2 protein-coding genes are annotated in these 556 nt (G+C 45.0%); both read right to left on the bottom strand.

Annotation, left to right across the window (positions count from 1 at the left end):
- The coding region (locus CYP05_RS00990; RefSeq protein ID WP_181001140.1) for an exodeoxyribonuclease VII large subunit at window positions 1–160 on the bottom strand (160 nt) is incomplete at its 3' end.
- On the bottom strand, window positions 153–556 hold a 404-nt coding region (locus CYP05_RS00985), incomplete at its 5' end, for a class I SAM-dependent methyltransferase (protein ID WP_181001139.1). The genes CYP05_RS00985 and CYP05_RS00990, both read right to left, overlap by 8 nt.

The raw sequence follows: 556 nt of genomic DNA, 5'->3' as shown, positions 1-556 counted from the left end.
TCACGGCTGAGATGCTTGACTTTTCGTCCTTTAGCGTGAAGTACCAGTGCCCAGAGGCGTGCTTTGTTAGGCGCGAAATTTCGCCACTTACCTCGACGTAGTCAAGTGTCGCTTCAAGCAGTGCCTTTGCTTTTTCGTTTAGCTCAGATACGCTAAGCATTGATCTCTTTGACCTTTTTAGCGATAAATAGTGTCGAGATATCCATGCTAAAGCCCTTGCAAAGCTCTATCTCAAAGCCGGCATCAACTAGCTCATCGCAAAAGCTCTTTGCGTCCAAGAAATTTTCGATCGAGCTTGGTAGATACTCGTACGCCTCTTTGTTTTTTGAGATAAAGCCACCGATACTTGGCAAAATTTTACTTAGGTAAAAATCTCTTAGCGCAGTTATAAGGCCCTTTTTTTGGCGTTTGGTAAATTCAAGCACGACTACGTAGCCACCATCAGCCAAGACCCTGTTAAACTCCCTAAGCGCAGCCTTTCGCTCGACCACGTTTCTTATGCCGTAGCTTATGCTTAAAATTTGAGCCTCACCGCTTGCAAGCGTTGTATTATCAG

Source organism: Campylobacter concisus, from assembly GCF_002913545.1.
GTDB lineage: Bacteria > Campylobacterota > Campylobacteria > Campylobacterales > Campylobacteraceae > Campylobacter_A > Campylobacter_A concisus_AV.
The sequence above is the reverse complement of the archived record's forward strand: the minus strand, read 5'-3'. Positions and strand labels throughout refer to the sequence as shown.